Origin of the sequence: Dyadobacter soli, from assembly GCF_900101885.1 — a bacterium.
Taxonomy (GTDB): domain Bacteria; phylum Bacteroidota; class Bacteroidia; order Cytophagales; family Spirosomataceae; genus Dyadobacter; species Dyadobacter soli.
This window is the reverse complement of record NZ_FNAN01000009.1, coordinates 349723-376475: the sequence shown is the minus strand read 5'-3', so window position 1 is coordinate 376475 and position 26753 is coordinate 349723. Positions and strand designations below refer to the sequence as shown.

The following is a 26753-nucleotide window of genomic DNA, read 5'->3' as shown; positions in this document are numbered from 1 at the left end:
GTCGAGCCAATGGTCATCTGGGAATTTTAAGCGACTGCAATCGTAGTTGTTGGTTCAGGTTTAAGGATAATGGGCTCTTGCACCTCCGGCACCTCGTCGCCTACCACCGGGCCGTTGTGAGAAAGTTCGCTGCCTTCTTTTTTGGATTTAAGAATGGGCCAGAGGAACTGGGCGTACCATTCTTCTTCCTGGTAATGCTTGATCCCGTAAGAAGACGGGTACTTGCGGGTGATGATGCCGGTGCCGAAAATAATATCCCAGAGGAAAAACATATTACCAAAGTTGCCCTTGTAATACCCGATTCCATCGTCGGTTGTATCGGCGTGGTGTGCATGGTGTGTGGCCGGTGTGGAAATGAGCCTTTCCAATACCCAACCGATCGGTTTCAGAAATTTGATTTCGTAAAAAGGCTTATCCCAGGGAATGCTCGAATGCGCTCCGGTAGTGATGAACGATTTGATCACCTTCACAAACAATGCGGCATAGCCCAATCCGAGGTAGGTAAGCGTGATTGTCAGATAAGTTTGTGAGAAAAACAGCGTGTAAATTACATTCTGCCGGCTCGCCATGGCCATACCCATGTAATTGGCCGAATGGTGCGTGCGGTGGAAGCGCCAGAGCCAGGGTACCTGATGGTGGAGGCGGTGGTACCAGTATTGAGTGAGGTCGTCGGCCACTGCGATGATCAGAAATGCCCACCAGAACGGCACCCATTCGAATGCATTTTTAGCATCGGGCAACACCAATGGAAGGAATTTCAATCCAAAATAAGCAACGAACGGACGAATGATCAGCTTAGGCACCACGAAGCAGACAATATCCAGAATGCGCTCGTTTTTCGTCCATTTGTTTTCATACAAACCTGCGGCAAATTCGATGACACCCAGCACGAGTACGATCACAGGTAATCCCCAGCTGCTCAGGTTCTTGAAAACTGCCTCGATGAATGCGGGAGCTTTAAATGGAAACTCGTTGCTCCCATCCCACGGCCGGTAACCGAATACCTGGAAGCTGGCAAACATTAAAACAATAGGCGCGAGGTAAAGTGCCACGCTGATCAGGCCGTCGCGGGTGATCTTCCTGGCCAGTGTATTGTCCGATTTCATGCGTGATTTAATTTTTTATGGTGAAATGAGCAATCAGATAAAGAATTTCCACGCCAGCCAAATGCCTCCGGCGATCAGTACAAAGGGAATCAAGGTAAGCAGTATGCCGACGGCGATCTTCCTCGCGATCAGCACCACGTCTGAGAATGTGAACATAATGCAAGTAGTGTAGTAGTACCGGTTTACTATAAACGCAGCAAGAAATATGGGTACGGAAATACCCCGGGACAGCACAGCCGGCAACTGAAATCGCCAACCACCGAAAATTTCAGATGATCAGCCATGACTGTCAGGCGGGATATTTCCGAGAAATGTCAGAGATAAGTCGCCGTTTCAACAACAGCGAGAGGAATGGATCCTGGGAAAACAAAGCGTGAAGGTATGCCCTGCCACCTCCCTCAATGGGGCCTTACAAAGTAAATTAACCGCGCTCATATCTAAGATGCCTGGATTAATACTCAGCTCAGGGTGGTTCAGGAGCTTTGTTTTTTAATAGTATACTTATTTGATAGACAAAGTAACTTTAATGTTTTTTAAAATGCAATAGCTTCCTTCAATTTTCTTAAAAATAAAAAATCCGTGGCGACAGTAACGCGCTGCCCGCCACGGATCAGACAGAAAAGGAGCCAGCGGCACCTTTCTGTACATCCTTATATAAACCAATTTATTTCAACTCGGTAAGCCATTGCTGTGCGAATGCGCGGGCCGTATTGGTAGGGGTCGCTCCCATGCGGTAACAGAACTTCCACACATCGCTTTTACCTTCGTAAGCGCCATTCACAAACTTTTTGCGGCCATTCACCTCCTTCGTCTGCGCTGCAAAATCTACGCCTTTGCTCTGGTTGAGGAAGTCGGTGAGGCGGGCGGTAAGCACCTTTTTAGGGTCTTTCAATTTCTCCAATTCATCGGCATTGCTCTTCGCATTCCGCGCCATCGTCTCCTCCGACTGCCGGATTTCATCGGCCGCCAGGTATTCGGCATATTGCTTTTTAAACTCCTCCATGTTGGTTTTCAAAAGCGGTTTGATCTTTTTGAAGAACGCCGCATTGCGCTTGCCGTCCTCGATCTGCTTCTTGAAATCCGCCCGCTGCTCGGCGGGAATGCTGCTGAGCATACTTTCCATACCCACAAATGTCTCCGCGGATTGGATCTGAATGTCCACAACCGGCTCCATGTCCTTCGCCTGCAAACCTTGCACGCCTTTCAGACGGTTCGCCCGGATTTCTGCCTTACGCTGCTCGCTCACCGTAGTTTCCAGTTTCGGGTAGCGTTTTACAATGGATTCCGTATAACGCTTCTGAAAATCCTCTGAATTGAAATACGTTTTCACAAAACCACCAGCCTTCTTGATTGCCGTCGCCTGTGCATCCGGTGCGAGCGAGCGGCACGCCGACTTAACGGAACTACCGAAGTAAGGCACAGTTACCGAAGGAGCTTGTAAACCATTCCAAAGGCGGTTCTGAATGTCTTTCTGGCTTATTCCGTATTCTTCGAACTCATCGCTGAAAGTGAAGTTCAGGAATGCAATGCAGAATGCGTAGAGGAAAAAGGGTACTATTCTATTTTTCATGGCTGTATAATTGTAAAAGAGAGATTATTGGGTACTAAAACGTGTTTATTACTGCCTGGTAGCGGTCATTTCCAGCTCTGCGCCTTCGTATATCACGAAAATATTCAGCTTGCCGTCTTTCACATTACCTACTTTATCAGTGCCTTCATAAAGGTCGATGCCCGTGCTGCCGGCGTTTTTCAGGTTCAGCGTGCCTACCTCTTCATCCGGTTGGCGGTCACCGTCGATGGTTAGTTTCATTTTGGCACTTACTACCTCGGAAGAGAACTTGTCCAGTTCAACGGTGATTTTGACGTTGTTCTCTTCGAGCGGGTACTCTTCACCATCTTCGGTCATACGGGTCACTTTATAAATTCCTTCAACTTTCGAGCTCAGTTCCGGGGATACGTCCTTGTCCTTTTCTTCACAAGCGAACATCAATGTAGAGAGCAACAACAGAGCAAAAATGTTTTTCAAAAATGTAATCTTTTTCATGGCTGTATTGGATTTGAAAATGGATAATGGATGAGATAATTTTTTGCCTTTCGACATGACAAAGGTAGTCTCTCCGAAAGCCCGGGATCAATCCTATAAAAGCATGATTTTTCAAAAATCATATGTTTATAGGATATTATTAAAAGGTTTTATTTCAGACTTTTGCCACTGTAATTTTCCAATCCAATCTACTCTCCGGGTCCGATGAAATTATATTTACGAGCACTCTTACTTGTCTTTTTTTACAGCACGGCATTTGCACAAAACCCACATCCCGCCGCCATTCTGAAACGCATTCAGGCCAGCAGGCTGGATACCAACCGGGTGTTGGCTTACATTGAGTACGGCCAGTATTATGAAAACCATAACCTCGATAGCGCCGGTAAATACTACCTGAAAGCGGATGCCCTGAGCGAGCAGCTGAACTACGACACGGGCCGGTTCAAGTTCCGTTCGAACTATACTTACATCCTTAATTTACAGGGTAAATTCGAAGAAGGGTTGAAACTCAACCGCGAGAGCCTCGAAATCGCCAAGCGGATGAATCACCAGGTGAACATCGGCAAGAGCCTGAACAATATCGCCGCCAGTTACACCTATATGGGGCGTTTCACGGAGGCAATCCAGTATTATCAGCAGGCAGCCAGCCAGTTCGACAAGCTGGGTATGAAGGTTTTCCTGCCGCGGCTTTATATCAGCATCGGAACGGCTTTCGAGCATGCCAATCTTTTCAATAAGTCGGTGGTGTACAAGGAAAAAGCATTACAGCTGGCCCGCCCCATGAACGACAGCCTGCAACTGGCCGACATCCTGACCAATATCGGCGGCTCCTATTTCAATTTGAAAAAGTACGACAAAGCCCTCGCACATTTCAAGGAAGGACTGCTGGTTTCTGAAAAAATCCATTCCGAGATATTCGTTACGCAGGCTTATGCCGGACTTTGCAGGACAAATCGCCTCCTTAAAAACCTCGACGAAGCCTGGATATATGGTCAGAAAGGGCTTGATCTCGCCCGGAAAAACAGTAATGTATTTCTGGAACTCGACTGTTTGAGAGCATTGATGTTCCTTGCAGAGGATGCTAAAAAGACCGATTTGTCGGCCAAATACACCAAAGAAGCACTCGACATCGCCGAAGCCAATAACATGACCGACCATTTGGTGGAGCTCTACGAGGATTACGCGACCGACCTCGCCCGGGCGAATAATTACAAAGGCGCCTACGATTACCTGATGAAATACTCGATCCTGAACGACTCCATTCAGGGCATAGATATTCAGAAACAGTTACAGGAACTCGACACCAAATACCTGACGGCGCAGAAAGAAAATAAGATCGTAACCCTCGAAAAGGAGAAGCAAACCCGCAATACGCTGATTTACGGCCTTATCGCCGGGCTCGTCGGGCTGCTCGTGATCGCCATTCTCGTTTACAGGAACATTGCATTCCGCAGGCGTGTGGCCGAGCAGGAAGTATTGCAATTGCAGCAGGAAAAACAATTGGTAGCCACCAATTCCATTTTGAAAGGACAAGAAGAAGAACGCACCCGCGTGGCCCGTGACCTGCACGACGGTCTGGGCGGACTATTATCAGGCATCAAACTAACTCTGAATTCCGTGAAAGGAAACGTAATCCTGCCCGAGGAAAGCGCTATGACGTTTACCAGGGCCCTAACCCAACTGGATGGCGCGATCAGCGAAATGCGCCGCGTAGCCCACAGCATGATGCCCGAATCGCTTGTACGGTTCGGATTAATCGACGCGCTGAGCGACTTTTGCGAAGGCATCAGCGCTTCCGGCAGGCTGAAAGTACACATGCAGGCCTTCGGCTTCGACGACAAGCGCCTCGACTCACAGGTAGAAGTGGTGCTTTACCGCATTATCCAGGAATTGCTCAACAATGTGCTCAAATACGCCGACGCCACCGAAGCACAGGTGCAACTTACGTGGGTCGATAACAATGTGAGCGTAACTGTCGAGGACAATGGCAAAGGATTCGACACCACAAATCTGGAACAAAACAAGGGCGCAGGCCTCCGCAACGTGCAGGCGCGCGTGGATTACCTCAACGGTACGCTCGACATTCAATCGAAACCGGGAGACGGCACTTCGGTACTTGTTGAAATAGTACTTTAATGATCGATACCAATGCCAGCAATGGCTTTAACCTTTATAAAAAAGAACTTATGAGTGTCAGAATCCTCATCGTAGACGATCACCCGCTGGTATTGGAAGGACTTAAATCGCTGCTCGCCGATGCCGAGGGCGTGCAAGTCGTGGGCACGGCTACCAATGCCATCGAGGCCATTGCATTCCTGAAAAACAACGAAGTGGACATCGCATTTCTCGACATCAACCTTCCCGACATCAGCGGCATAGACCTTTGCAAAAAGGTAAAAGAACAGTTCCCGGAGGTAAAAACCCTCGCATTGAGTACGTTCAACGAGCGTGCATATGTGTCACGCATGATCCAGAACGGCGCCTCCGGCTACCTTATCAAAAGTTCGGGCAAGGAAGATATCCTGGAAGCCATTACGCAGGTGCAAGCCGGCGGATACTTTATGAACGTGCAGTTCGACCAGGTAACTCCTGCCACCGCGCCGAAAACGGTGCCGTTTCTTACCCGTCGCGAAAAGGAAGTGTTGGTATTAATTGCCGAAGGCCTTACCAACCCTCAGATCGCCGAGCAGCTGTTCATAAGCGTCACCACCGTAAACAGCCACCGGCAGAATTTGCTGATCAAATTTGAAGTATCGAATACCGCTTCGCTGATCAAGCTGGCTGCGGGGTTGGGGTTGATATAACGCAGTCATTTCGAATAATGGAATCGGCATTGGACGATGACGATTTTACCTTTCTCGATTTTGTATACCAGCCGATGTTCGTCATTGATGCGTCGTGACCAAAAGCCGGATAATTGATGTTTGAGTGGCTCCGGTTTGCCTATTCCGGAAAACGGGGATTGCGATATTGATTCCAGCAGGGCACGAATTCTTTGAAGGATGGTTTCGTTCCCTGTTTTTTTCCAGTAATCCAGTTGAGATAATGCTTTCGGTGTGAACGCTATTTCCATATGTCGTCAAGGCCAATTGTTCGGGTATTACCGTCCAGGGCCTCTTTGACAGAATCTAAGAGTTCAGTTGTATTAGAAGAATTGCTGAGTAGATATTCGGTAGCATCCTGCTCCGTCCGGAAATTAATCCCGACCGAATTCAGAAAAGCTTTAACAGTTGCGATCTGATCGTTATCGCCTTCGATGATCAATGTTGCCATATCGCATTCAATTGAGGATCAAATATACCAATTTTAAAGCAATCATAATCGGTATAGTAAGACCTGACTATGTATTGATTAGTCAGGTCTTGCCATAAAATCAGTTAGTCGCCAAACTCCCGAACGGAAAAATAGCCGACGAAACATGCGCCCGGTTCATGATCTGGCCCAGTTCCTTGGCCTTTTCCGGGAATTGCGGGGTCAGGTTGGTTTTTTCCTGCGGGTCTTTTGAAAGATTGTAAAGCTCTACTAATGCATCGGGATTACCTGCCGCTTTTAGCCGGACCGCTTTCCAGTTGCCCTGGCGTACCGCTTGCCGGCCGCCTTGTTCGTGAAATTCCCAATAGAGGTAATCATGCTTCTTTTGAGTCGGCTTACCTTTCAATGCGTCTGTGAACGAAATACCGTCGATGTTACGAGGTGTGGAAGCATTCGCCAGCTCTGCGAAAGTGGGCAGAATATCCCAGAATGCGCCGATATAGTCGCTTTTCGAGCCGGGCTTGATCACTGCAGGCCAGCGTGCGGCGAACGGCTCACGGATTCCGCCTTCGTACAAATCACGTTTGACGCCCCGGAAACCTGCATTGCTCTTGAAAAAATTCGGATCGGCACCGCCTTCGATATGCGGCCCATTGTCGCTCGTGAAAATGATCAATGTGTTTTTATCGAGACCCTTTTCCTTTAATTTATCCAAAACCTGGCCCACGTACAGGTCCAGGCGGGCCACCATCGCTGCGAAAGTTGCGCGAGGAAATTCCTGCGAGGCATAGCCGCCGTCGGTAGCGCCGGGACCGTAATCGGCACCTTTATAGGGCTTTTCTTCAAATTTGCCTTTGTAATACCTGAAAAGACTGTCGTCCGGCACAACCAACTCGGCATGCGGAAGAATGTAGGGTAAAAACAAAAAGAAAGGCTGCTTACCGTCCTGCGCGCTCACAAAGCTGAGCGCCTTTTTCTGGATCAGATCCGGCGCATACTCTTTGTTGTGAATAAGGCCTTTGTTGCCTTCCAAAGGTATTTTCTTGTTGTTATCCCAAAGATGTTCGGGGTAGTAACGGTGCGCAAGGCTTTGGCAGTTGTAACCATAAAAACGGTCGAAACCCTGCTTGTTGGGATCGCCTTCGGTACCCACAGGCCCCAGCCCCCATTTGCCGAAAGCTGCTGTCACATATCCCGATTTTTTAAGAACTTCTGCAAGTGTAACTACCGAATCGGCGATGGGCTGCTGACCTTCCGGTTCCACGCCTTTGTTTCCGCGGATATACGTGTGCCCGGTGTGCTGACCCGTGAGCAGCGACGAGCGCGACGGCGCGCACACGGAGGTACCGGCATAGAACTGGCTAAAAATCATGCCGTCCTTCGCCAAACGGTCGATATTGGGTGTCCTGATCAGCTTTTGCCCGTTGAAACCCACGTCACCGTAGCCGAGGTCGTCGGCCAGGATGAATACGATATTAGGGCGTTGCGGTTTAGCGGTCTGGACTTGTGCTTGGGAACGATGGGTAAGGAATGGCGTAGCGAGAAGGGAAACCAGCAAAAAATACTTTTTCATTGTGGAGTAGATTAATATACTTCAGAAAGACATTGCAATCCTGGGATTACTTGAATTTGGCGAGGTAGGTGTATCTTTGTTCCCGATACCCTACGACAGCCCGGTCGACTGGCATGAATTGACAACCACCGAAAATTCCGGCAAGTCGCGCCAGGACTGTCTCTTAGGGTATCGGAAAGCAGATACTTTCTGAATATTGCGAAGTCGAAGCCTGATATAATCTACTTGTTTGATAGACAAAGTAAGGATAAATACTTTGAACAAGCAAATGCTTCCGAAAAGAATTTGTGTTTTTTTGACGGTTGATTTTTGTTGCTATTTCAGGAGCCTGACAGCGTAATTGTCAAATTTGCCATCGTCGGTCAATAACCAGAAATCTTCTACCTGCGATTGTGCAATCAGTAGTCGATCAAATGGATCTTTGTGAATCAAAGGAAGTTGCTGATCGAGGAGTATTCTAATGCATTAAAATCCGTCAGTTCATCCGTGAAGTTGTCGGGAACACGAGATATGATGCCTTTGCCTGAACCTCTTTTTAATTCGAGCTTTGCTGAGTCGGCGGGGTCGTGGAAAAGGTGATAAGCCCATTCCAGTTTGTCCCTGAATTCCTTATCATGCAGGGTTTCCAATTGCCTTTTAAGCAATTCGTTTTCCTTCCTTAATGCGTCGAAGTCATTTTGAGAAATTGCAGGAGTACTCATAGCTGAATTTTACATGTTAAGTAAATTTAAGATAAGTACTCCTGAATTGCAATCCTCTATTTTTTACCGGCACGTCCTATTTCCCTAACGTTTTTCCCAGCCTTCTGCTGCAAATCATCTCCCATGTCTTCGCGGGCGGCGTCGGCGATCTTTTCAAGTTCGGCTACGATTTCCGGGTTTTGTTCCAGCACGTCGTAACGCTCGGACGGGTCGCGGGCGAGGTTGTATAATGCTTTTGGAAACTGATGGTCCTCGGGGGCCGGGCCGGGTTGACCGTTTTTGCCGGGAAGCGAGCCTTCATAGGTACGGCCCGGATGTGCGAAAACGAGTTTCCAGTCGCCTTTGCGGACGGCTTCGAGGTTATTTTTGCGGTAGTAATACAGGAAGCTCTCGCGGGGCGTCTGCGTGTCGTCTCCTTTGAGCAATGCGCTGAAATCGATGCCGTCGATTTTCTCTTTGGGCAGTTTAGCCCCGGTCAGTTTGGCGATGGTCGGCAGGACGTCGAGGTTTGAAAGCAGTTTATTCGAAACCCTTCCAGCCGGGATCACGCCGGGCCAGCGCATAATGCAAGGCTCGCGTTGGCCGCCTTCGAAAGAGGTCCCTTTGCCTTCGCGGAAACCGCCTGCGGAGCCTGCGTGGTCGCCGTAGTTAAGCCATGGGCCATTATCGCTGGTGAAAATTACGAGCGTGTTGTTGTCCAGCCCCTGTGCTTTCAGTTCCTTCATGATCTCTCCTACCGACCAGTCGAGTTCCATCATCACATCACCGAATATACCGCGCTGGCTTTTACCGCGAAACTTAGCGGATGCGGCCAAAGGTACGTGCGGGAGCGGGTGCGGTACGTACAGGAAGAAAGGCTTGTTTTTATTTCTTTTGATAAATGAAATCGCCTTTTCGGTAATTACCGGCGTCAGTTCGCTGGCGTCTTCCAGGTTTTTGATCTCCTTACCTGCATTATTTCCGTCGATCCAGTGCAACGGAAGATATTTGGCGCGCTCCTGCCACGGGTGCAGCGGCCACATATCATGCGAGTAAGGTACGCCGTAATATTCGTCGAAGCCCTGCTGCAACGGTAAAAACTCCTGTTCGCTGCCGAGGTGCCATTTTCCGAAAATACCGGTCGTATAACCCTGCGCTTTCACGAGTTCGGCAATGGTTTCTTCCTTGGGATTGAGGCCTACACCAGCTTTCGGCCCGAATGCGCCTGAAATGCCCAGACGGTTGGGATAACAACCTGTGAGCAATGCCGCACGGGATGCGCTGCACACGGCTTGCGCCGCCATGAAGTTGGTGAAACGGGTGCCTTCCATGGCCATTTTGTCGAGATTGGGCGTTTGGTAGCCCAATGCGCCGTTGACGGAAAGGTCGCCGTAGCCGAGGTCGTCGATAAAAAAGAGGACGATGTTGGGTGTTTTTGCGGCCGGTTTTTCGGTGTTGAATGCCATCAGGAGGCAAACGCCCGTGGATACCAGCAGCAGAGAGAATATTCGAAACATATTGTAAGGTGGTTTTAGGTAAATGCCAGCTGCGCCGTTCGCTCAAAAGTAATTACCAGTTCGGATTTTGTTGCAGGTTCGGGTTCAAATCGCGCTCCTTTTGCGGGATAGGCCAGAGATAATGGCGGCTGGCATCAAAAACACGGTCCGAAGAAGCGGCTTGCACAGTAACCAGTTTACCGGTCGCATCCGGGTAGGTAATACCGAACACCGGCCCCTTCATCACCTGCTCCCCGATTTTCCAGCGGCGGATATCAAATATCCGCTGGCCTTCGAATGCGAGCTCTACCGTCCGTTCCCGACGCACGATTTCCCGCAATGCGGCCTGCGTGGTAGCGGTTACAGAAGGCTGTTTCACATCCGCACGACCGTTTCGTACCTGATTAATGGCCGCCACAACGGTCGCATCCGTTTGCCCCAGTTCGATTTTCGCTTCGGCATAAGTCAGCAAAACCTCGGCGTAACGCAGCAGGATAATATTAATGCCGCTGTTGGTCGGGTTAGCGAAATCTTCATTATTGATATACTTTTTAATATTGAAACCGGTGGTAGAAGCAATGTAGGTACTCCCGATCGCGTCCGCAGTTCCGCTGGTGGGACGCGGCTGAAAGGTAATTCCGCTGGGCAATGCGTCGCCTTCGAGGAAAATCGAGAATTTCAAACGCGGATCACGGTTTGCATAAGGCTTTGCAGGATCGTAGCCGCTGCCTGCGTCGGTGATCTTCTTGCCATCCAATGTTTCGTAAGTGTCTACCAATGCTTTGGTCGGAACATAGGTACTTTGCGCATTCTTCTGGCTGTACGGCGCCAGCAGATTAAAGACGTTGTTTTGAGATACATCTTTTAAATACTGTTTATCCAAAAGCACTTCCTTGTTATTCTCCGCGGCGTAGCTGTACAGTTTTTCATAAGATTCATACAGACCGTACACGCCCGATTTGATCACCTGATCTGCCGCGTCGGCAGCCTTTTGGTAACGTCCCGCGTACAAGTCCGCACGGGCGAGCAGGCCTAATGCAGCACCTTTGGTGAAACGGCCTTTGTCGGCAGCGCCATAAGTGGCAGGCAGCAATGCAGCTGCTTCTGTCAGTTCTTTTTCCACAAAATTCCAGATTTCCTCCACCGGCGTGTTGATAAGCGCCCGACCCTCATCGATGCTGATCGACGATGTCACCAGCGGCACCGGACCGAACAGACCGGCCAGTTTCAGGTAATGATAAGCCCGTAACGCCTTAGCCTCTCCTTTCAGCTGGTTGATCAGCGCGGTGTTGGTACTCGGCACCTTATCCACGTTTTCAAGGAAATAATTCACGCCGCGAATGCCCCGATACGACCTCTTCCATTCCTCATAAATCACCGAGCTCGTCGCATCGTAGCTTCCGGCCTCGATGTAGGCAGCTACATTGAAGCTCTGGTTGGTATGCGCCAGGTCGGTAATACCGTCCCAGGTGACGGCAGTGGTGCTATCCAGGTCAGTATAAAGTGAGTTAACGGCCAGTTTGGCATCGTTTTCGGTTTTCCAGAACAAATCTTCGGAAAGACGGTCGTTAGGAACGGTTTCGAGCAGGCCCGAGTCGCAGGAAGCCAGGCCGAGCATTAAAGAAGCGATCCCTGCGTAAATGGTATGTTTGAATGTATTTGTTTTCATAAGATCAATGCGGTCAGAATGATAGGTTCAAACCAAATGTGTACAAGGCTGTCTGCGGGAAATACACGGCGCGGCCGGACGGCACTTCGGGGTCGAGGTTCCAGTCGTTCAGCTTCGAGAAGGTAAGCAGGTTGGTAGCCGAAGTGTAAACCCGGATGCGGCTTACGTGAAGCTTGCTCACGATTTCGGCCGGGATATTATAGGCGAGCTGCACGTTTTTGAGACGCAAATAGGAGCCATCAATTACCAAACGGTCGGAAGTCGCTACGTTGCGGAGGTCGAACTTCACGGGACGGGGGAAACGCGCGCCGGGGTTTTCGGGTGTCCAGTAATCGTTGGTGTAAATTTCGTGCGTGAAACCTTCCTGGTTACCCATTTCAGCCAATGCACCGGCCAGACGCGCATCTACTTTCGCGGCACCCTGGAACAAAATGCTCAGGTCGAAACCCTTGTATGAAAAGTCGCCATTCACCCCGAATGTATATTTCGGGAACGAGTTACCAATTACGGTCATATCATCGGCATTGATCTTGCCATCGCCATTGCGATCGACATATTTCACGTCACCGGGCTTGGTATTGGCGGCATAAGTGGCTTTGTAATCGGTGATTTCCTGCTGGGTCTGGAACAAACCATCCGTTTGATAACCCCACAACGTGTTAATAGGCAGACCTTTGGCAATAATGTAGCGCGGATCGATGTCAGAGCCGGTAATGTAAGGCCCGGTACCTTTCAAATCCGTCACTTTATTTTCATTAATACTCAAATTCCCGCCCAGCGTGTAACGGAAGCCGGAAGAGCTGGCTGCGCCGCGGTAGTTCAAACTAAACTCCCAACCCTTGTTTTCCACTGAACCCGCATTCTGCGGCGGTGCTTTCAAACCGATCGTTGCCGGAATATCGAGGTTCAAAAGAATGTCGTCCGTGAGCTTGCGGTAGTAATCGGCGGTGAATGTGAGGCGTTTGTTCAGGAATGCCGCGTCGATACCAAGGTCGAGCTGTGTGGTGGATTCCCAGCCCAGGCCGGTATTAGCCAATGTGGTCGGGCGGTAACCTTGTACCGGCGTGCCGCCGAAGCTGTAACCGAGGGCCGTCAATGCGGAATAGTAGCTGTACAAATCCACCGACTGGTTCCCGGTAATCCCCCACGAACCGCGGAGTTTCAGGTCGTTAACGGCCTTATCGAGCCCCTGCCAGAAATTTTCCTTCGAAATGCGCCATCCCGCCGAGAAAGAAGGGAAAAAGCTGTACTGTTTCGAACCGGTGAATTTGGAAGAACCATCATACCGGCCATTCGCTTCGAAGAGGTATTTCTCTTTGTAATCATAATTAACCCGACCGAAATACGAGCGGAGGCCATATTCCGCATCGTTACCCGTATTGCTTTTCGTACCGTCATTCGCACCCTGCCCAATCGAACCGATATCATTATTATAGAACCGCTCGCGGTAGGCCGAAAGGAATGTCTGCGTGTTGCCGATCTGCGAGTAACCCACCAATGCTTTCAACCCGTGATCGCCGAAGCTTTTTTCGTAATTGAGCAGGTTGTTGATCGTGTATTCGCGCAGCGTGTTGCGCACTTCGGTAAGCGAGTTGATGGCTACCGTTTTGGTAATGTTCGTGTTTTTATCCGTGTTGGTGTAGGAATTGGTGAAGTTCTTCTGGTTGGTGAATGTACCCCTACCAGCGATTTGCGTCGAGAATGTCAGGCCTTCCGCGATGTCGAACTCCGCCTTCACATAACCTGCGAGGTAATCCGTCACCTGTCTCGACTGGCCGCCGATTTCATTGAACATCAACGGGTTATTCCCCTGCGTGCTCAAACCGTACGTACCATCCGCATATTTGGGCACCGCCCATAATGTACCGTGGAAGAAGTTGTTCAGCGGCTGCGGATTGTTGCCGGTATTATTCTGCGTCGGGTTCAATGCACGGGCATAGCGGTAGTTAATGTCGCCGCTCACGCGAACGCGCTTGGAGACATTATAGTCGGTATTGAGCCGGAATTCGCCGATTTTATTGGAATAACCTGCAATTACCCCCTGCTGATCCTGGAAACGGGCGCTCAAACGCGTGCGGATCACGTCCGTTCCGCCGGCTACCGAAATAGTGTGGTTCTGCTGGGGCGCCGAGCGGAGCATGGTTTCGAACCAGTTGTTGGGCAAAGGATATTTCTCGCGGTCGGTCGCATTCACGTAGGCCTGAATGGACTCCTCTGTAAAACGTGCCGGTACTGCAAGTCCCGCATTGGTGTATGCAGCCACCTGCTCGCGCATGTAAGCTTCGAGGCCCATCATTTTGGGCACATTATTGGATTTTTGAATGGCGTAATAACCGTGATAATCCACCTGAACCTTGCCGCCTTTGGCACGTTTGGTCGTTACGAGAATCACCCCGTTCGTCGCGCGGGAGCCGTAAATGGCAGTCGAGGAAGCGTCTTTCAAAACGGAAACCGATTCGATATCGTCCGGGTTAATGTCGCTCAGGCGCTGCTCGATACCGTCCACGATCACCAATGCATCGTTTTTACCCAAATCATACCCGCTCGTACTGCTGCCATTGATATTGAATGTGGTAATGCCCCGTACGCGGATGTTGGTATTCGATTTCCCGGGTGAACCGCCCTGGTCGAGCACAGTCACACCCGGCATTAAGCCTTGAAATGACTGCTGGATATTCGAAACCGGCCGCTTGGTAATCGCGTCACCGCTGATCTGCGACACGGAGTTGGTCAGCGCATTGCGCTTTTGCGTACCATAACCAACTACCACGACTTCTTCCAGCTGCTTGGTATCGGTAGCAAGTTTGATATCGATCGTTGCACGGCCATTCACGGCCACTTCCTGGGTAACGTACCCGATTCCGGAGAAAACAAGGGTGCCGTCGGATGGCGCATTGATCTCGAACTTGCCGTCGGCATCCGTAGTGGTACCTATGAGCGTGTTTTTCACCACGATATTGACGCCGGGCGGTGATCCATTGTCAGTTGCGGAGGTTACGGTGCCTTTCACGGCGATGTTCTGGGCGACGGCGCTAAGGCCGAAGAGCAGCAAAGCCACAAGTAGCCGGCCTCTGCTCAGGAGAGAGTTTCTGGAAAAATTTTGGAACATAGTAATTAGTAAAAAATGGGGCTGGGTTCTGGTAATCACGGTGTTCAGCGTGCTGGGTGATTTTGGACCGCCGACGGCCGACCGTTGACCGCCGATTGCTTGTGCGCTTTGGGACCATAGACGATGGCTTTCGATGCGGGTGGCGGCACCTAACGGTGCGCCTGTGCGCCGGGTCGCCGGTCCGCCGGATCGCCGGATCGCGGGCGGTCTGGAATCGTTAACGTAGAGCGCTTCCTGGGACTGAGGGCCGGGTTATCGGCTTCAACAATTGAATGGGGATGTTCGGAAAAGTTTCATGGGGCAGTTCGGGTTGGTGGTTGTCAATGGGTCAATCAATAAACTACAATCTCTATTAAATATATAGGCAAAGTAAAATATAGAATTATCAACAAGCAACCTGCGTTTACTTATTCTTAACAAATAGGCCTATATTTTAAATATACTTATATTATTAATCCTAAAAATCCTAAACCAATTACCCTTGCCTGCCGTAAATGGTTTGCAGATATTGCTTTTGCAATGTCGAAAAGTACAGCACGCCGCCTATCAGCACGGCCCAGATGAGGAACAGCAACGTCGGGTGCGGGAAGTAGTGATACGCGGCGATGAAAATCAGGGCGCCCCGGCAGAATTCGAGGTAGAACACCCAGCGGCGTTGTTCGAGAATGGCGCCGCAGTTGATGAGCGTGATAAAGATCACCAGCGCCACCATTACTTGCAGGAACGTTTCTTCCTGGTGCTCAAAAAGGAGCAGGAAAAACAGCGCGATCACCGTCACCGTAAATTGTACGAGCACATATCTCCTGAATTTCTGCGACCGCACGCGTACCTTGTTTTTGGATAAAAAGCGCCTTTCAACTATCCGCCGAACAGCCGGGTCGAAGTCTGCCGGGCTGCCGAAAATGACTTTCAGCTTGTCCGCAATGCCCTTTTGCTGCTGCGCGGAATACCATATCTCGACCAGGAAATGGAAATGCTGCCAGAGAAAACTGTAACTGTCGAGCTGCTTGGTGAGCCCGAAAACCGGCTGCTCCTTTTCCGCTGCGAATGTGCCGAAAAGCTTATCCCAGATGATGAACATGTCGCCGAAATTCTTGTCGAGGTATGCGTCGTTGCTCGCGTGGTGCACGCGGTGGTGCGAGGGCGTAACGAGAATGTATTCCAGAATGCCCAGTTTTCCAATCAACTGCGTGTGCGTGAAGAACGGATAGAGACCGTGCACGATGAGCATGGTCGTGATCATCGGCGCCGGGAAGCCGATCAGCGGCAGCACCGACCAGAATGCCGTCCTGACCACCGCCTGAAATATCGTAATGCGCGTTCCAGCCGTATAATTGAACTCCTCGCTCGTGTGATGTACCACGTGAAAGCCCCAGAAGAGGTTGATTTTGTGCCCGGCGCGATGGTACCAGTACCAAACGAAGTCGGTAGCAAGAATTAATGCGATCCAGACGAGCAACGTCGGCCGGATTTCGAACAGCCCGTAAGTTTTTTGGATATAGTCGTAAAAAAAGAAGAACGACCCGGCCGTAAACATGTCGATCAGCCGCTCTAAAACACCCACATTCATGTTGGCGATGGAGCTGTTGAAATTGAACAACTGCCGCCCCAGACGCTTCGAAACCCAGTATTCAATCCCGATCAGCAAAAGGAACAGTGGAACGGCCAATGCCATGTAGTTCAGCGCCATAATCGACCCTATTACTATATTTAATTAATAGATTATATATACAAATATTGATTGCCGGATTGTATTTGCCAAAAATTTGGAGGAAAACCATTAAATAAAATCTAAAACCCTTTTATTCGTGGTTTTACAACGCAGGCACAGCAGCCTGCCGGAGTTAGCACTGATACCAAACCTCCCTTTTCCGGATGGAAAAAGAAAATACCTACTACGGCGTGAAGGAAATCGCCCGCCGTGCCAACGTCTCCATCGCGACCGTCGACCGCGTATTGCACAACCGCTCGGGCGTTTCGGAAAAGACCAAGAAGAAGATCAACGACATTATCAAGGAGCTGGATTACCAGCCGAATATCCTCGCGAGCCGCCTTGCTTCGAAGAAAATCATTTCGCTGGCCGTGCTCATTCCGCGCGTTTCGGAGGAAACCGATTTCTGGGAGGCGCCGATGAAAGGCATTTCCCGCGCCGATGCGGAGATCAGGAAATACGGTGTGCAGGTAAAGACCTTCTATTTCGACCTCAACGACCCGGCGACATTCAACGAGCAGGCCGCGGCCATTCTCGATGGCGGTTTCAAAGGCGTATTGCTTGCCCCGTCCTTCATCGAAGAGTCCCGGAAATTCGTGCGGACCTGCCGGGAGAAAAAAGTACCGTTCGTGTTCATCGACTCCGACGTGCCTGACGAGGACAATCTGTGCTACATCGGCCCGCATTTGTTCCAGAGCGGCTATGTAGGCGCCAAATTGTCGACCTACCGCTTGAAAGAGAAGCACAAAGTGGCCGTGGTGAATATTTCCAAAGAGACGGATAGCTATAATTACCTGCAAATCGAAGAGGGTTTCCGCTCTTATTTCAAAGACCATAACCTGCCGATCGAGATCATCCGCATCGACATCAAGGATACCGACAGCCTTTCCGTGACGCGCGACCTCACGCGCGCATTGCACGAGCACGACGATATAGAAGCCATTTTCGTCACCAATTCCCGCGTTTTCTCCGTCGCCGCATTCCTTGAAAAAGCTAAGCGCGCCGACATTTCGCTGATTGGTTATGATTATTTAAAAGAAAACATTGCCTACCTCAATAAGGAGCTCATCGACTTCCTGATCTGTCACAAGCCCGAAGAACAGGGTTACCGCGGGCTGATGGCGCTCTACCGAACGCTCGTCCTCGGCGCGGCGGTGGAGAAGACGCATTTCATGCCGATCGATATTGTTACCAAGGAGAACCAGGCGTTTTATCAGAATTAATGGTGAAGAAGCAATGGCGCGAAGGTCTACCTTCGTGCTGAGTATTCGCAGGCCTCCGGCCGGTCAGACATGCAACATCGTTTTAGCCGTACTTACCGGCCGGGGTTGTTCACGTTGTCGATTTTCCTCGATTTGTTGTTACATTCCTAACGGAATTTTGAATGGAGATCCCCACCGTTGTTGCTACCAATATTACATCGCTACGCGATTATGCCGCTTTTTGTAGTGCAAATGCCGTCAGGCATGGAACTTCAAAACCAACGCCCAATGGCGCGAAGGTCTACCTTCGTGCTTACTATTCGCAGGCCTCCGGCCGGTCATACATGCAACATCGCATTCGCCGCACCGACCGGCCGGAGGCCTGCGTATAGTGGGTACAAATCCTGAGATTTGTACCAGCCTCCTCAGCACAATAAATGTTGTATTGACACCAAACAGCAGCATTAAATCACCAAAACGAACATCCCAACAAAATTTCCTGCAAACAATCCCACAGATAACTTGTAAATTAAAATATGTGTGTATATTTACGGGTACGTACCCGAAATCAAAAACGGGCTGGCTATTCCTGAACTCTTTTCCCTTTGTTTTATGCATTCGCTTAGCAGACGAAAGTTTATTTTCCAATCGGTCACCGCCGGAATCGGTCTGGGTTTAATGAATCATTTGCCTGCATCGGCGCGGCCTGCGGATGGTAAACGTGTCGGGATAATCGGGCTGGATACTTCGCACGCCATTGCATTTGCCAAAGCATTGAATGCCGAAAATCCGGATGCCGTTTACGACGGTTATAAAGTGGTGGCGGCTTACCCCTACGGCAGCAAGGACATCGAATCGAGTACCAAACGCATTCCGGGTTATATCGAGGAAGTGAAGAAAATGGGCGTCGAGATTGTCGGTTCGATCAAGGAATTGCTGGTTAAAACCGATGTGATCCTGCTTGAAACCAACGACGGCCGGCTCCATTTGGAACAGGCACTCGAAGTTTTTAAAGCGGGCAAACGCATGTTTATCGACAAACCCGTCGCCGCTTCACTTTCGGACACACTGAAAATTTACGAAGCTTCCAAAAAATACAATATCCCCATTTTCACAGCTTCTTCGCTGCGTTACATCAAAGGCATTGAAAGCATCGACAAGAAAAAGGTACTGGGCGCCGATACGTATAGCCCTGCCGTTCTTGAAAAAACGCACCCTGATTTCTTCTGGTACGGCATCCATGGCGTAGAGACGCTGTATACCGTGATGGGCACGGGCTGCAAGAGCGTAACCCGCGTGAACACGCCTAACACCGACATCGTGGTAGGTATTTGGGGCGACGGTCGCACGGGTACATTCCGCGGCACCCGCACGGGCAAGCACGACTACGGCGGAACCGTTTTCACCGAAGATGGCAACAAAGTTTTAGGCCCATATGGTGGTTATGAGCCACTTTTGGTCGATATTATCAAGTATTTCAAAACCGGCGAAGTACCGGTAACCCCCGAAGAAAGCATCGAAATATTCGCTTTCATGGAAGCAGCCGATGAAAGCAAGCGCCAGGGAGGCAAGAGCGTAACGCTGGAAAGCGTGCTCGCCAAGGCAGGCAAAAAATAGGTTCGTTCAATCAAATCCCTTGTCCCATGAATGCATTCAGCTCCAAATTGTCGCGAAGAACGTTTTTGAAACAGAATTCATTGGCGGGGCTGGGCGTGGCCCTTGCTTCCACGTCGGTTACGGCACTGCCCATGATCGGGACGAAGGCGGCACAGGTACCCGCGGTATTGGGCGGGCCTTCGGCCTGGGCGGAGGTAAAATGGCCGGTATGGCCGCAATGGAACCCCGAAACGGACGAAAAGCAGCTGCTGGAAGTGGTCCGGAGCGGCATTTGGTCGCGGGCGGATGTGGTGACGCAGTTTGAAAAAGAATGGGCCGCGGCTTTGGGCGTCAAAAGATGTTTAGCAGTCGTAAACGGCACGAATGCATTGGTAACGGCCATTCACCAGCTCGGTATCGGGGCCGGTGACGAGGTGCTCGTACCGCCTTACACATTCATCGCGTCGGTTTCTTCCATTCTTTCCAATGGCGCCATGCCGGTGTTCGTGGACATCGACGCCGAAACTTTCCAGATCGATCCGGCGAAGATCGAGGCCAGAATCACTCCACGCACCAAAGCGATTCTCGCCGTACACATTCTGGGGCTGCCCGTGGATATGGACCGTGTTATGGGCATTGCAAAAAAGCATAAGCTGCTCGTAATCGAGGACGCCTGTCAGGCACATTTGGCCGAGTATGATCAAAAGAAAGTAGGCAGTATCGGCGACGCAGGCTGTTTCAGTTTTCAGAATTCCAAAAACCTGCCCATCGGCGAAGGCGGCGCCATTGTGAGCAACAACGACCATTTTATCGATCTTTGTTTTTCCTATACCAACTTCGGGAACCCTTATGGCAGCGCTGTGGGCACCGTGAGTACCGGGGCCGTCATGCAGGGTACTAAACTGCGGTTTTCGGAATACCAGGCGGCCATTGGCCTCGCCCAAATGAAACGCCTCTACGCCCAGACTACCACGCGCAACGAAAATGCTGAATACCTGAAATCACTGATAAAGGACATACCCGGCATCGTACCTTATAAATTGTACGACAAAGTCACCCGCGGCGCTTTCCATTTGTTCCCTTTCCGTTATCAAAAGGAGGGTTTTAAAGGACTTTCGCGCGAGGCGTTTCTGAATGCCTTGCGGGCAGAAGGCGTTCCGTGTTCAAGCGGGTATACGCCTTTGAATACTCAGCCTTATTTGAAAGACACCTTCGATTCGGAGAATTATAAAAGGATGTATTCCAAGGAAATGCTGGACATTAACCGCTACAACGAGCAGAACAAATGCCCGGTGAACGATAAAGTTTGCAGCGAAGCCGTTTGGCTTACCCAAAATATGCTCCTAGGCACGAAAGACGACATGAAAGCCATTGCTTCGGCCATTGAAAAGATCCATCACAACGTCGACAAGATCAAAACATTGGGACAAAAATGAGGATAACCTTTGTACTGACATTGCTGCTTTTGACATGCGTGTCCGCACACGCGCAGGGCTGGAAAGCGGGCGTGGCCAAAGTGGCGATTACACCTGCGGAACCCATGTGGATGGCCGGGTTCGCGTCGCGTACGCATGCTTCCGACGGCAAGCTGCACGATCTTTGGGCCAAAGCATTGGCCATTCAGGATGCGGGCGGCAAGCAGGTCGTGCTCATTACGACGGATTTATTGGGTTTTCCAAAAGCAATATCCGACGAGATCCGGGCGAAAATCAATGACCGCTATAAGCTTTCCAAGGCACAGATTATTCTCAATAGCTCGCACACGCATTCCGGTCCTGTCCTCGGAGCCGCATTACCGGACATTTACCCGATAGCCGAAACCGACCAGAAGAAAATCGATCAGTACTCGGCCAAACTCATCGAACAGATTGTGACGCTCACCGGCGATGCGTTGAAGGCATTGCAACCAGCCACCATCGAATCGAAAAATGGCGTAACGCGCTTCCAGGTAAACCGCCGGAACAACGACGCGGCCACATTGGAACGCCTCACTGAAATCACCGGCCCCGGCGACCCGGCCGTGCCTGTGCTGAAAGTGTCGGACGCGAAAGGGAAAGTCATCGCCATTGCATTTGGCTATGCCTGCCATCCTACGGTTCTGGACGGCTATAACTGGTCGGGCGACTACCCCGGCTGGGCGCAGATCGAGCTGGAAAAGCTATATCCCGGCGCTACCGCATTGTTTTTCCAGGGTGCGGGCGCGGATCAGAACCCTTTGCCAAGGCATACCGTTCCGCTTGCCATTCAATATGGAAAAACGCTTGCTGCCGCCGTAGAACGGGTTTTGAGCGAAGAAATGAAACCGCTGTCACCTCAGCTTTCGACTGCTTACAATGAAGTGACGCTTTCATTAACCACCGCGCCCACCCGCCAGCAATTTTCCGCAATGGCTGAAAAGACGACCGGCTACCAGCAGAAATGGGCCAGGCGCATGATCGCGCAGATCGACGAGCGGAAGCCATTCATGACCTCCTACCCTTTCCCGTTGCAAGTCTGGAAGCTCGGCGACCAGGCCATTATGACCCTCGGCGGCGAGCTGGTGGTGGATTATGCGATCAATTTGAAGAAAATATTCGGTCAGGACACATTTGTAATGGGGTATTCCAATGATGTAATGACCTACATTCCGAGCACGACCATCCTGCGCGAAGGCGGCTACGAGGGCGAAGTGGCGGCCATTGTGTACGGCCTGCCTGCTACCTGGGCGTCGGATGTGGAAATTGAAATATTGAATGGAATGGTGCAGCTCGCCAAACAGGCAGGCGTTGTCAAACCGGAATCCAGGGTTATCAAGAATTAGTGTATACCAAAGTCTGCCTCTTTCCGTGAACAGTATCGATTATTCCATGAACTTTGAACCGCTGGCCGAACCGAAAACTTTGATCGCGAAGCATTACTATTCGGGCTTCTCGCGTGCGCACGACACGTATAATGCGCTCTCGGCCGCGAGCGACGGGAAGATTTATTACCTCCTGTCGTCGGATAACCATGAAATCGGCGGGCAGATGTTTGTCTACAATCCGGGCAGTGACCGCATCACCCACCTCGGCGACCTGACCGACATTTGCGGTGAAACGCATTTGAAAGCCATTCCGCAGGGTAAAAGTCATGTACGGTTTTATGAACGGAACGGCAAGCTCTATTTCTCCACGCACGTAGGATACTACCAGCTCATCGACGGCATGGACCGCCTTCCCGAGCAGGCGCCGGAAGGTTATGCATTATACCCCGGCGGGCATTTCCTCTCCTACGACCTGCGAACCGGTGCATTCGAAAATCTGGCATTGGTACCGAACGGCGAAGGCATGGTGTCGATGACCATGGACCGCGAGCGGGGGCATTTGTATGGCATTACCTGGCCTTACGGGAATTTTATTCATTATGATGTCGAAAATAATGTCCTGAAAAACCTCGGCCCCGTTTCGCACAAAGGCGAAGCAGGCACGCCGGGTACGGACTTTCGTTCGCTTTGCCGCTCGCTGTTCGTCGATGCGGAACTGGGCGATGTGTATTTCTCGGTAGCGGACGGCGATATTTTCACTTACAACCCGGAGACCCAATTTTTACGCAAACTCGAAAACGTAGACCTGCGCCTGGACTATTTCGGCAAATACGACCCGACACGCCCCGGCAGCATGTGTTATAACTGGCGGAAGATATTCTGGCATCCCAAAGAGCAAGTCGCTTACGGCGTGCATGGCAACTCGGGTTACCTGTTCCGGTTTGATCGCCGGGAAGAGCAAATCGAGCTCGTGGAGCGCATTACTTCCGAGCCTTCGCGTAGAAGCGGGATGTTCGACCAGTTCAGCTACGGCTACCTCGGTTTTCAGCTCGGGCCCGATGACGAAACCATTTACTACCTCACTGGTGGACCGATCTATGAGAATGGTAAGCGTTTGAAAGGTGAAGACCAGATAGCGAAAGGCGCCGCACGTGGATTGGAAAACCTGCATTTAATTACGTATCATTTACCTACCAATACTTATAAAGACCACGGGGCGATCTTTTACGAAAACGGCGAGCGACCGACGTACGTGAACTCGATTGCCGTCGGTGCCGATGGTACCGTTTATACATTGGCACGCTTTGAACGCGAGGGTAGGATTATCCAGGATCTCGTCCGCATACCAAGCCCGTTTTAAATACTAAACCAGATATTAACTTTTTGCTCAATGGAAAATTCAATGCAAAACGACTCAACAGATAACCGCCGTGACTTTCTCAAAAAATCACTGGCCGGGAGCGCACTGCTCACATTCGGCGGCGTGTTGCCCGGTTTCAGTCCGAAAAGCTATGCCAAAATCATTGGCGCTAATGAGAAGGTGCGCGTAGGCATCATGGGCGTGAACAGCCGCGGCCTCGCGTTGGCGACCAACTATGCATTGCAGCCCAACTGCGAAGTCGTGTCCATTTCCGACGTCGATACCCGCGCTGCCGAGAAATGTATCGGCATTGTGAACGACGCCCAAAAATCTAAACCCGCCAACACCCCTGACTTTCGCAAAGCGCTCGAAAACAAAGATATGGATGCATTAGTTGTAGCCGCGCCCGACCACTGGCATGCGCCGGCCGCTATCCTGGCATCCAAAGCAGGCAAGCACGTTTACCTCGAAAAACCTTGCAGCCACAACCCGCACGAAGGCGAACTGCTCGTGGCTGTCGCGAAAAAGTACAAGAATGTAATCCAAATGGGTAACCAGCGCCGCTCGTGGCCGAATGTGGCGGCGGGCATCAAAGAGGTGCACGACGGAGCGATCGGCCGGGCGTATTTTGCAAAAGGCTGGTATACCAATAACCGCGCTTCCATCGGCATTGGCAAAGAAACCGCCATTCCTTCCTGGCTCGATTACGAACTGTGGCAAGGCCCGGCACCACGCCGCGCATTCAAGGATAATATTCTCCATTATAACTGGCATTGGTTCTGGCATTGGGGCACCGGCGAGGCGCTCAACAACGGCACCCACATGCTCGACCTCATGCGCTGGGGCCTCCAAGTGGATTACCCGACGCGCGTGACCTCCTCGGGCGGCCGTTTCCGTTACAAAGACGACTGGGAAACGCCGGATACGCAAGTGATTAACCTCGAATTCGCGAACAATACCGCTATGAGCTGGGAAGGCCGCAGCTGCAACGGGCGCCATATTGAAGGCAGCAGTGTGGGCGTCGTATTTTATGGTGAAAAAGGCTCGATACAGATCGGCGAGGGCAATAATTACAAGGTTTTCGACCTGGACAACAAGCTGGTGAAGGATGTAAAAAATGACCTCGCCATCGACCCGCGCAATAAAATGAACCCGTCTCAGAGCCTGGATGCATTTCATATTCAGAATTTCTTCGATGGTATTAAAAAGGGTGCGCCCCTCGCAGCCGAGATCGTTGGCGGGCATCAGAGCACGTTGCTTGCGCAGCTGGGCAATATCGCCATCCGCTCCGGCGAAACGCTGAATATCGATCCGAGCAACGGGCATATCAAAGGCAGCAAAGCCGCTGAGAAGTTTTGGAAACGGGAATATCAGAAGGGTTGGGAGCCGACAGTTTAACAGGAGCACACCGCCTCCCGCCTCCCGTCGACTAAAGTCGACGGAAATAGATTTTTTGAAAGGTGAATAAAACCGCCGAAAGAGTTCAAAAATGCCTATCCCTAGTCTCAGGCAGCAAAATATCAATTGCCGTCAGATTTATCTGACGGAAAGGAATTAGGAAAAGATTTATTCAGAGCCAATTCAAGAATTTAAAAATTCCAGTTTCAAAAATTTCATTTGAAAAACAATTTTTAATGAAAAGCGAAGCCATTGCCATCAAAGTACAAGACCTGACGAAGCGGGAGACGATGATCTCGATTTTCCTGATCGGCCTGATGTTCTTTATTTTCGGTTTTGTGTCGTGGGTCAATTCTATATTGATCCCCTATTTCAAAATCGCCTGCGAACTGACGAGCTTTCAGGCTTACCTCGTCGCATTTGCATTTTACATTGCCTACTTCGTGATGTCGGTGCCTTCTTCCTATTTGTTAAAAGCTATGGGTTTCAAAAAGGGCATGATGATCGGCTTCTGGGCGATGGCTTTGGGTGCATTTATCTTTGTACCCGCCGCCATGTCGCGGACTTACGAGATTTTTCTCATGGGCCTTTTCACCATCGGAATCGGCCTCGCTATCCTCCAAACAGCCGCCAACCCTTACATTACCATCCTCGGCGCCAAGGAACGCGCGGCGCAACGGATCAGCATGATGGGCATTTGCAATAAAGCTGCCGGCATTCTCTCGCCCATTGTTTTCGCGGCAGTCATTCTAAAACCGACTGATACCGATCTCTTCGCCCAGCTCGGCACCATGAGCGACGCCGAACGTAGCGCGGCCTTGGACGAGCTGATCCGCAGGGTGATCAATCCTTACATTGCACTCGGCACCTTCCTGTTTGCATTGGGTTATCTGGTATTCAAATCCCCATTACCGGAGATCGATACCGAGCACGAAAGCCAGGAAATCGCGTCGGCGAATGCGGGCAAGAAAAGCATTTTCGACTTTCCGCACCTGATTTTGGGCGCATTAGCCATCTTCCTGCACGTAGGCACGCAAGTGATCGCGGTCGATACCATTATTGGCTATGCCAATTCAATGGGCATTGACCTGCTGGAAGCGAAGGTTTTCCCTTCCTACACGCTGTTCTGCACCATTTGCGGGTATCTGATTGGGATTACGGTCATTCCAAAATTCATCAGTCAGGTGAATGCGTTACGGATATGCACATTGCTGGGGACCATTTTTACATTACTCATCATCTTCACGCACGGACAAGTGACATTCCTGGGCCACGATGCGGATATTTCTATCTGGTTCGTCGTACTGCTCGGCCTCGCCAACTCGCTCGTATGGGCAGGCATCTGGCCGCTGGCGTTGGATGATTTGGGTCGGTTTACCAAACTCGGCGCTTCGGTAATGATCATGGGGCTGTGCGGAAATGCGATTATGCCGCTTTTTTACGGGCATTTCGCAGATGTGGTGAATGTGCGGGAGGCATATTGGGTGTTGTTGCCTTGTTATTTGTATTTGGTTTTTTATGCGGTCAAAGGGCATAAACTTCGGAAATGGGGATTCTAAAAATGCCCATTTCATTAATCAATTATTACGGTGCGCTGCACCTCGTTACCAATTGTAAATCATACCATATCTACAATTATTACGGTGCTCTGCACCTTCATCGGTAAGGCGCAGCGCGCCGTAAGATTTGTAGCAGATGTGATCAGTAGCAAAAGCAAGAAGGTGCAGCGCACCGTAAGAACCTGCCGCATGAACGCAAAGCGATTATGGGTATTA

Annotated in this window: 21 protein-coding genes; 9 read left to right on the top strand and 12 right to left on the bottom strand. The window is 50.6% G+C overall.

Annotated elements, in window-relative coordinates:
- Positions 1–26: 26 nt before the first annotated feature.
- The 4 genes from BLQ88_RS16925 to BLQ88_RS16915 all read right to left on the bottom strand — a co-directional run bounded on the left by BLQ88_RS16925 (position 27) and on the right by BLQ88_RS16915 (position 3150).
- The gene (locus BLQ88_RS16925) at positions 27–1106 is read right to left on the bottom strand and encodes a sterol desaturase family protein (RefSeq protein ID WP_090152338.1); all 1080 of its coding nucleotides are present in this window, start codon (positions 1104–1106) and stop codon (positions 27–29) included.
- 33 nt (positions 1107–1139) lie between these two features.
- Entirely contained in the window at positions 1140–1262 is a 123-nt protein-coding gene (locus BLQ88_RS37365) for a hypothetical protein (protein ID WP_262485703.1), read from the bottom strand.
- 508 nt (positions 1263–1770) lie between these two features.
- Positions 1771–2676 carry a hypothetical protein gene (locus BLQ88_RS16920; RefSeq protein ID WP_090152335.1) on the bottom strand — a complete coding sequence of 302 codons (906 nt, stop codon included), beginning with the start codon at positions 2674–2676 and terminating at the stop codon, positions 1771–1773.
- A gap of 48 nt (positions 2677–2724) precedes the next feature.
- Entirely contained in the window at positions 2725–3150 is a 426-nt protein-coding gene (locus tag BLQ88_RS16915) for a hypothetical protein (RefSeq protein ID WP_090152432.1), read from the bottom strand.
- Positions 3151–3354: 204 nt separating this feature from the next.
- Here BLQ88_RS16915 and BLQ88_RS16910 point away from each other — a divergent pair, with 204 nt between their 5' ends.
- Positions 3355–5286, top strand: a complete 1932-nt coding sequence (locus BLQ88_RS16910) for an ATP-binding protein (RefSeq protein ID WP_090152332.1) — start codon at positions 3355–3357, stop codon at positions 5284–5286.
- A gap of 50 nt (positions 5287–5336) precedes the next feature.
- A complete protein-coding gene (locus BLQ88_RS16905; RefSeq protein WP_090152430.1) occupies positions 5337–5954 on the top strand; it encodes a response regulator in 618 nt (205 codons plus the stop codon).
- 5 nt (positions 5955–5959) lie between these two features.
- Here the strand turns inward: BLQ88_RS16905 and BLQ88_RS16900 are convergent, their stop codons facing one another.
- The 8 genes from BLQ88_RS16900 to BLQ88_RS16865 all read right to left on the bottom strand — a co-directional run bounded on the left by BLQ88_RS16900 (position 5960) and on the right by BLQ88_RS16865 (position 16619).
- The gene (locus tag BLQ88_RS16900; protein ID WP_090152329.1) at positions 5960–6223 is read right to left on the bottom strand and encodes a Txe/YoeB family addiction module toxin; all 264 of its coding nucleotides are present in this window, start codon (positions 6221–6223) and stop codon (positions 5960–5962) included.
- On the bottom strand, positions 6214–6423 hold the full coding sequence (locus tag BLQ88_RS16895; RefSeq protein WP_090152327.1) for a hypothetical protein: 210 nt from the start codon (positions 6421–6423) through the stop codon (positions 6214–6216). The genes BLQ88_RS16900 and BLQ88_RS16895 overlap by 10 nt, the downstream gene beginning before the upstream one ends.
- Before the next feature lie 100 nt (positions 6424–6523).
- Positions 6524–7975 (bottom strand): arylsulfatase, encoded by a 1452-nt coding sequence (locus tag BLQ88_RS16890; RefSeq protein ID WP_090152323.1) that lies wholly within the window; start codon positions 7973–7975, stop codon positions 6524–6526.
- 428 nt (positions 7976–8403) lie between these two features.
- On the bottom strand, positions 8404–8676 hold the full coding sequence (locus BLQ88_RS16885) for a hypothetical protein (protein ID WP_090152321.1): 273 nt from the start codon (positions 8674–8676) through the stop codon (positions 8404–8406).
- 56 nt (positions 8677–8732) lie between these two features.
- The gene (locus BLQ88_RS16880; RefSeq protein WP_445447082.1) at positions 8733–10172 is read right to left on the bottom strand and encodes a sulfatase family protein; all 1440 of its coding nucleotides are present in this window, start codon (positions 10170–10172) and stop codon (positions 8733–8735) included.
- Between the two features lie 52 nt (positions 10173–10224).
- Complete coding sequence (locus tag BLQ88_RS16875) at positions 10225–11820, bottom strand: RagB/SusD family nutrient uptake outer membrane protein (RefSeq protein ID WP_090152317.1); 1596 nt, start codon at positions 11818–11820, stop codon at positions 10225–10227.
- A gap of 13 nt (positions 11821–11833) precedes the next feature.
- Positions 11834–14929: a SusC/RagA family TonB-linked outer membrane protein gene (locus BLQ88_RS16870; RefSeq protein ID WP_090152313.1), complete on the bottom strand. Its 3096-nt coding sequence runs from the start codon at positions 14927–14929 to the stop codon at positions 11834–11836.
- Between the two features lie 475 nt (positions 14930–15404).
- Positions 15405–16619, bottom strand: coding sequence for a sterol desaturase family protein (locus BLQ88_RS16865; RefSeq protein ID WP_090152310.1), 1215 nt, complete (start codon positions 16617–16619; stop codon positions 15405–15407).
- 185 nt (positions 16620–16804) lie between these two features.
- On the opposite strand from BLQ88_RS16865, the gene BLQ88_RS16860 reads away from it, so the two are divergent.
- The 7 genes from BLQ88_RS16860 to BLQ88_RS16830 all read left to right on the top strand — a co-directional run bounded on the left by BLQ88_RS16860 (position 16805) and on the right by BLQ88_RS16830 (position 26537).
- Positions 16805–17863: a LacI family DNA-binding transcriptional regulator gene (locus BLQ88_RS16860; protein ID WP_090152309.1), complete on the top strand. Its 1059-nt coding sequence runs from the start codon at positions 16805–16807 to the stop codon at positions 17861–17863.
- A gap of 657 nt (positions 17864–18520) precedes the next feature.
- Entirely contained in the window at positions 18521–19459 is a 939-nt protein-coding gene (locus BLQ88_RS16855; RefSeq protein WP_229212720.1) for a Gfo/Idh/MocA family protein, read from the top strand.
- Between the two features lie 26 nt (positions 19460–19485).
- Entirely contained in the window at positions 19486–20874 is a 1389-nt protein-coding gene (locus tag BLQ88_RS16850) for a DegT/DnrJ/EryC1/StrS family aminotransferase (protein WP_090152307.1), read from the top strand.
- On the top strand, positions 20871–22238 hold the full coding sequence (locus BLQ88_RS16845; protein ID WP_090152305.1) for a neutral/alkaline non-lysosomal ceramidase N-terminal domain-containing protein: 1368 nt from the start codon (positions 20871–20873) through the stop codon (positions 22236–22238). Before BLQ88_RS16850 ends, BLQ88_RS16845 begins: the two co-directional genes overlap by 4 nt.
- 46 nt (positions 22239–22284) lie before the next feature.
- A complete protein-coding gene (locus tag BLQ88_RS16840) occupies positions 22285–23580 on the top strand; it encodes a hypothetical protein (RefSeq protein WP_090152302.1) in 1296 nt (431 codons plus the stop codon).
- 30 nt (positions 23581–23610) lie between these two features.
- Positions 23611–24978, top strand: coding sequence for a Gfo/Idh/MocA family oxidoreductase (locus BLQ88_RS16835; protein WP_090152300.1), 1368 nt, complete (start codon positions 23611–23613; stop codon positions 24976–24978).
- 236 nt (positions 24979–25214) lie between these two features.
- A complete protein-coding gene (locus tag BLQ88_RS16830) occupies positions 25215–26537 on the top strand; it encodes a sugar MFS transporter (RefSeq protein WP_090152297.1) in 1323 nt (440 codons plus the stop codon).
- Positions 26538–26753 lie beyond the last annotated feature (216 nt).